The following is a 6,000-nucleotide window of genomic DNA, read 5'->3' on the forward strand; positions in this document are numbered from 1 at the left end:
GGCGGCGAAGGCGAGCGGTGTGCAGCGTGGGCGTGGGCAGCGACATGCGCGTCATGTTCTCTCCCGGGATTGGTGGCCGATCAACCAGACATCTGATGCCGGCCACTCGCAACGGGCTTTCTCGGCGGCGGGCGGAACGACGTGCCGCTCATCGGCTTTGATCGAACGGCACCGCAACACGCAGATCACGTACGGCACTCGTGGCAGGCGGGCTCGTGCGGCCTCACATCCGGGATTTCAGCACGTCGACCTCGCAGCCTGGCGCGGCCGGGTCGAAGCCGTGTTCTACCAGCCAGCGGATCGCCAGCAGGCTTCGCAATGACCACCACGCGCGGATGACGTCTAGGTCGACGTCGGTGCCATAGCCGGCGACGACGTCGCAGAGGTGCTCCTCGTGCCCGAGCGTCAAGCTGGCGAGGTCGTACAGGGCATCGCCCTGGCCCGCCTCGGACCAGTCGACCACGCCGGTGATCTCGTCGTCGTCGACGAACACATGGGCGATCTGTAGGTCGCCGTGCATGAACACCGGAGTCCACGGCCGAAGCGCAGCCTCGGCAACCCGGCGGTTGCGCGTGACCAAGTCGGTGGGAAGGACGCCGTTCGTGACGAGCCACTCGCATTCACCGTCGAGGCGCGACGCCAACTCGTCGAGGCGGCGACCGGGCCATGGCGGCAACGGCGCGTCGTGCAGCATCCGTGCGGCGGCACCGGCCGCGGCCCACGCCGCCGAAGACGCGGTCGACGGCTCGCCGAGGCGGCCGAGTGCCGTCCCGGGGAGGGCGGCGAGCGCGAGTACGGGCGGCTTCCGCCACAGGATCTCCGGAGTAGGGATCGGCGCCATAGCCATCGCCTCGACCTCGACATCGGTGCGAGTCTGATCAGCGTCGACTTTCAGGAACACGTCGCCGACGCGCACGGTCGCGCGCTCGTGATGGGCGACGACGACCTCGACCTCTTCCACGTCGGCCAGTGTCGCGGAGATGACCACCGACGTCACCGGTTTATTGCGTGCACTGCGCCAGTTGACCGCGTCCCGCCGCCCGGTCGCATGGCCGACTCGCTCACATCGGCTAGATCCGCACGTCCCGAGGCGCACTGATGTGCCCCTAGGTTCATGGCGCTGTCGCGCATCACGTGGCGGAGCCGTGTCGCGCATCAGTTGCGGATCACACGCCGGCAGTCCGGCCAGCCCGGTCAGATGCCGAGGCTTCGCTGATGTTCGCCGAACGATCGGGTGAGGCTGTCTAGAGCGGCTTTGCCCTTCTCGGCGGTACCAAGTGAGGGTCGGCCGATGACGCCGCTGGTGGTGTAGGCCGCCATGCCGAGAGTGAGGAGGTGCGGCCGGTGGTCGGCCGTCCAGTCCGCGGTCTCGTTGCCCGCCCGGATCAGTTCGGGGGCTACGTGTAGTAGTAGCGACGTCTCCAGCTCGCCCGCGTGCATGTCGTCGTGGCTGCCGGTTTCCATACCGGCGTCGGTGCGGGCCTTGATCCAGTCATGCCCTTGCGGGTACAGGCTCATCGTGGGCCCGTAGCCGAGGAGGTGTCGGGGCAGGTCAGCATCAAGCCCTACCCGAAGTCGAAGGCGGGTCGACGTTCGGTACCGATCCCACCGTTCGCGGTGCAGGCGCTCAATGAGCACGAGAGCGTCTACCGAACCGACGGGCAGCTGCTCGTCTTCACCACGGGAACGGGTGAGGCGATCCGTCGGGGGACCTTCCGAAGTCGGGTCTGGAAGCCCTCCCTGCAACGTGCCGCCCTGCCGGCGGCATGGCGCTTCCACGATCTGCGGCACCCCTACGCGACGTGGCTGGTCTCCGACGGCGTACCGATCAACGACGTGGCGAAGGTGATGGGGCACGAGCAGACGTCGACGACGTTGAACCGCTACACGCACTCCACGGCTGAGCGGGATCGCCCGGTGCTGAAGTCCTTTGCTGCCTTCTCGCTGCCTCCGGGCAACGACTGACCCTCAGAAACGAGTCAAGGCCCCTCGATTGAGGGGCCTTGAGCTTGCCTTATTGATGGTGGGCCATACTGGATCGAACCAGTGACCTCTTCGGTCGCGAGCCGGTTGGATCAGGCGTCGTCAGAGCTCATCCGGCCTGGCAGGGCTCGTCCCGGTCCAGTGCGGCTGGCACGGTTGCTGTACTTCGCTGCTGTACTGCTGGCGCCATCCCGTCGGCCTCTCGGGTCCAGCCGAGGAACCTTCGATGCAGTGTGCCGGCTGGCACCCACGTCAAGTCTTCGGCGGCTTGGACGAGGTAGGCGCCGAGGTAGAGGGCGAGGGAGACGGGGGCGTCGGCGAACTCAGGGCGCGACTCTCGCCGACGGGTGGGGCAGGGCCAGGGAGCGTTGCAGCCGCCGCAGCTCCAGATCGGCATGACCCGGCCGTGGTTGGTCACCGGGAACCATCCAGGAAGCGCGTCGTGATCGTCCGGGCCTGCCAGCTGGTCGCCCAGTCCACCTGCCAGCACGGGTACGGAGCGAGCCTCGACCACCAAGCCCGGCAACCGGCGCACGTGCCGTCAGCCTCTCGGACATGAACCGCGAGGATTGCCTGCTCACCGCTCCCCCTCCCCCGGCCAGAGGCCACGATTGATCGGAATCCGGTGCCGGGCGCGGCAGGGAACGACAGCGAGCAGGTACTCCTCGTACGAGACACGCCGCGGATCTCCCCTCGGCCTGCTCGACGGCACGGCAGCCGGGCCGTAGCTGGTCATCCGGCCGCCGCACCTGCCAACCCGCGGTACATACGTAGGTCTGTAGATACAATCATCTGTAGAGCCGTTGGACACGTAGCTCACATTCGTGATCGACCCCAGCGCGGATCGGGCAGTGTTCCGGCAGCTCGCCGACCTACTGCGTGACCGGATCACGTCCGGCGACCTCGCGCCCGGCGCGTCACTGCCGAGCGAGCTGCGGCTGGCTCAGGAGTATGGGCTGAGCCGGACAAGCGTCCGGCAGGCCATCTCGCTACTCCGGTCGGAAGGGCTCGTGATCGTAGAACCCCCGCGCGGTACGTTCGTCCGCAGCATGGAGCCGACCGAGACGGTGACCCTACTCAAGGGAGACACCGCCTCGGCCCGGATGCCCACCCCTGCCGAGCGTCGCGAGCTGGTCATGGGCGAAGGCGTCCCGGTCCTGGTCGTCTTCCGCGCCGACGGCTCCCGCGAGCTGTACCCCGCCGATCGCATCCGCGTCGGTCGCTGATCTACGCATCACGAGTTCGTTCCTGGCTCCTGCTCTCACGCGTACTCGGCACGCACCAACTGGTGCCCCTGTCCGCCCTCGTCCGCGCCTGTTCGCCGGTTTGGCTGCTCGGTTGGCTGCTCGGTTTCCGTTCGGACAACACCGAATTGGATCTTCACTTCTATCGTGGGTCTTGCGGTGCCCTGGAGGGCGTTTCCCTTTCCGGTTGTTCTCTTGCTGACACTTGAGGTAACACCGCTGAGGCCCCCGGTTCGCCCGGGGGCCTCTTTTGTGCATCGCGCATGGTCGGCGAGGTCGCCCGAAGACTGACCCCCACACTGCCAGGGGGGATCTTCCGCACTCTCCTGACCTGGCGTGGCGCTGACCTGCGGCCAGCCATCCACTCTCTCCGTCAGTCCCCGTCAATCCCCCCGGCATGACCTGTCGACCTGGCACAGATCTGGCACGTCCTACGGGTCGCGCGGGGCGCCAGCGATTCTTCGGCACAAAGGAACGATCATGCGGCTGTGGGCTGCCACAACAACTAGTCGGAGCTGGGGCAACCCTCCGCTATGCGCCGCGCGGCCTGACCTCGACCCCCGCGCCGGCCTGAATGATCTCCCAGAACTCCTTCGGGAGTTGCGAAACCAGGTCCTCCAACTCGTCCTTGCTCACGGCCTCACCGATGGTGCTGAGCACGGCCCGCATACCGGCATCGGCCATCGGCACATCGACCCCGGCACGTCTCGCCACCCGCTCGACAAACTGGTCCAGTCCGAACGGCTCGGCGTTCTGCGACCCAATAGCGGTGGTGGTCTTGTGCAGATGCTGCCGCAGCTCTCTCGGAAGCTGCTCGGCGATGTTGCTCGCCTGACCGGCAGTGACCCGGTCGGTCAACGTTTCCAAAGTCGCACGGCTGACGGCTTCCGCCTTCTCCGACGGCACCCCAGCACGCCTTGCCACAACCTCTACGAATTCGGCGTAATTCACCTTAAAAGCCTCCCGTCCGACCAGGCCATCGTCTACCCGCGCCCCTCACGGTGAAACGGCCTCCTCGACCTGGTCTCGGTCCTCGGGGTCGCCCTGAAGCTATGGATTGCCGGCAAGGCGGTTGCTGGCGGTTGCGTGCGCAGGTCACAAGCCCTGGCCGGCTGGGCTCAGCTCCAGCGGTTGGGTGGGTTGCTGTACTTCCGCGCTGTACGGCAATCAGGTCGGGACGAGGCTCCGACCCCCGCTGGGGGGAAGCGGGCACAGGCTGTCGACCGGTGAGGTCGGGTGCCAAGCAAAGCTGCCTCTCGCCTGGTGCCAGCGGTTGAATGGCGCGGCTTCGCAGCCTTGGCCGCAGCGTTCGCCGCTTCCTTGCCGCCTCTACCGCTACCGGGCCATCGTCACACCCGGCGCTCCTGCTAGACGGAGTCGACGAAAGACTCAGCCTCGGCTGGGCCAACGTTGCGCTCGCAACGGACTGCAAAGATCGCTTCCTTGCGACGTCCGCTGACCCTGAGATCCCGCACTCGGCTGACCAAATCAGGCCCACCGGGCAGTGGGAAATCCGGTAGGACCTCTCCGGATCGAAGACGCGACGCCGCCTCCTTGGCTTCGGATCGATCAAGCTGAGCTTGCTTCCGCAGCACGCGCACGGCCCGGCGGAAGCTGCCTGACTCGATCAGGTCATGGGCGCGAACTTGAATGGCGACAGGCACGAAGATGGGTAGCTCGTAGAAAACCCGGACCGTGCCCGGCCGCCAGTGAAGCACGTGCCGATCATAGGCGGGCTACCCAGCGGGTTGATCGACTCGCTCCCGCTGAAACCAGGTGGCGACATCTCGCTTACAAGTTCTAGGCGCTTTGTCCGGCGGGGTCTGTCCGCGTATGCGACCTCGGGCGACTGTCCGCGCTCGGCCGCCGGCGGCCATCCTCGTGCCGACCGGTTGCTAATGAGAGTTACCGGGTCGGTTGCGGCAGACTCGGGTCCGGTAGCCGCTGGCGGTGAGCACTCCCGGTTGCGGGACGCGCTTGCAGTCCTAGTGACAGATCGTGCCCCTGCCGGTGGTCGGGAGGCGGGACCGCTGATGGGATGTCGTGCCCGCCGCGTCGGCGTGAGCACTTGTTCATTTCGGTGCCAACGATGAGCCGGCGCAGGTGGTGGTCGGGATCGAGACCGACCGGGGCCCGTGGGTGCAGGCGGTGCTCGCCGCCGGTTACCAGGTGCATGCGATCAACCCGCTGCAGGAACGACATCAGCAGGCATCGGCTGGGCCACAGCCCAGTGCAAAACCAGGAGGTCTTCCCAGAACCGGGCGACGTAGTAGTCCGGGTAGGGGCGGCTCAGGTTCCAGCGGCGTACCGCCTGCTCGCCGTATCGCAGGAGCTGGTGCCCGTCAGCTTCGATCCAGTACCAGCCGCTAGTCAACCCGAACCAGTGCAGCGTCCGCCGGTCGCCACCCCACGGTGGCACGTCATCGAGCGGGCGGAGCTCGAACTGAAATCGCAGCACTCACTCACCTTCCGCGTTGCGTTGCCGAATGGACCTCTTAAGGATCAAGGCGGCCCGCAAGCGGGCCGCGCCGGCCCGGCCCCGGCCTGCTGGCGACCTCCGGCCGGCATCGGCCGGGCCGGCCCGCCACACGTGGGGACGACCAGGATCCTGAAGACCTCGGGGCTCCGCCCCGAACCCCGACCCTCCTAGGGCCTGTGTCGAAGTCGGTCACAGCCACTCGTTGATCGCGGCGATGTGAACGGTGGCTTCGTAGCGGACGGCGAGTTTGTCGAAGCGGGTCGCTACGGCCCGGTTGCCCTTGAGCCGGTTGAT

General features: G+C 67.0%; 7 protein-coding genes and 1 pseudogene. 3 read left to right on the forward strand and 5 right to left on the reverse strand.

The genetic code is table 11. From position 1 onward, the window contains the following. Positions 1-223 precede the first annotated feature (223 nt). Both KBX37_RS23735 and KBX37_RS23740 read right to left on the reverse strand, forming a co-directional pair. Positions 224-997: an aminoglycoside phosphotransferase family protein gene (locus KBX37_RS23735; protein WP_307849175.1), complete on the reverse strand. Its 774-nt coding sequence runs from the start codon at positions 995-997 to the stop codon at positions 224-226. A gap of 197 nt (positions 998-1,194) precedes the next feature. Beyond that, a complete protein-coding gene (locus KBX37_RS23740; RefSeq protein WP_210778118.1) occupies positions 1,195-1,518 on the reverse strand; it encodes a creatininase family protein in 324 nt (107 codons plus the stop codon). A gap of 21 nt (positions 1,519-1,539) precedes the next feature. Between KBX37_RS23740 and KBX37_RS23745 the strand changes: the two genes are divergently transcribed. Beyond that, entirely contained in the window at positions 1,540-1,965 is a 426-nt protein-coding gene (locus tag KBX37_RS23745) for a site-specific integrase (protein ID WP_307849176.1), read from the forward strand. Between the two features lie 432 nt (positions 1,966-2,397). Here KBX37_RS23745 and KBX37_RS34750 read toward each other — a convergent pair whose 3' ends face one another. Continuing rightward, positions 2,398-2,592: a hypothetical protein gene (locus tag KBX37_RS34750; RefSeq protein ID WP_307849178.1), complete on the reverse strand. Its 195-nt coding sequence runs from the start codon at positions 2,590-2,592 to the stop codon at positions 2,398-2,400. Between the two features lie 215 nt (positions 2,593-2,807). Between KBX37_RS34750 and KBX37_RS35680 the strand changes: the two genes are divergently transcribed. After that, on the forward strand, positions 2,808-3,209 hold the full coding sequence (locus KBX37_RS35680) for a winged helix-turn-helix domain-containing protein (protein ID WP_210778120.1): 402 nt from the start codon (positions 2,808-2,810) through the stop codon (positions 3,207-3,209). A gap of 549 nt (positions 3,210-3,758) precedes the next feature. On the opposite strand, the gene KBX37_RS23755 is transcribed toward KBX37_RS35680, so the two are convergent. After that, the gene (locus tag KBX37_RS23755) at positions 3,759-4,178 is read right to left on the reverse strand and encodes a DUF2267 domain-containing protein (protein WP_210778121.1); all 420 of its coding nucleotides are present in this window, start codon (positions 4,176-4,178) and stop codon (positions 3,759-3,761) included. Positions 4,179-5,315: 1,137 nt separating this feature from the next. On the opposite strand from KBX37_RS23755, the pseudogene KBX37_RS36045 reads away from it, so the two are divergent. Beyond that, positions 5,316-5,444 (forward strand): annotated as a pseudogene (locus tag KBX37_RS36045) (IS110 family transposase); the annotation flags it as partial. On the opposite strand, the gene KBX37_RS23760 reads toward KBX37_RS36045, so the two are convergent. After that, complete coding sequence (locus KBX37_RS23760; protein WP_210778122.1) at positions 5,407-5,685, reverse strand: DUF5984 family protein; 279 nt, start codon at positions 5,683-5,685, stop codon at positions 5,407-5,409. The pseudogene KBX37_RS36045 and the gene KBX37_RS23760 sit on opposite strands and share 38 nt — an antisense overlap. Positions 5,686-6,000: the final 315 nt, after the last annotated feature.

The sequence above is a fragment of the Micromonospora sp. U56 genome, assembly GCF_018070095.1.
GTDB classification, from domain to species: Bacteria; Actinomycetota; Actinomycetes; order Mycobacteriales; family Micromonosporaceae; genus Micromonospora; species Micromonospora purpureochromogenes.

Coding starts and splice junctions, on each gene's coding strand:
- KBX37_RS23740 (WP_210778118.1), bottom strand. CDS start 1,518: ATGAGCCTGTACCCGCAAGGGCATGACTGGATCAAGGCCCGCACCGAC.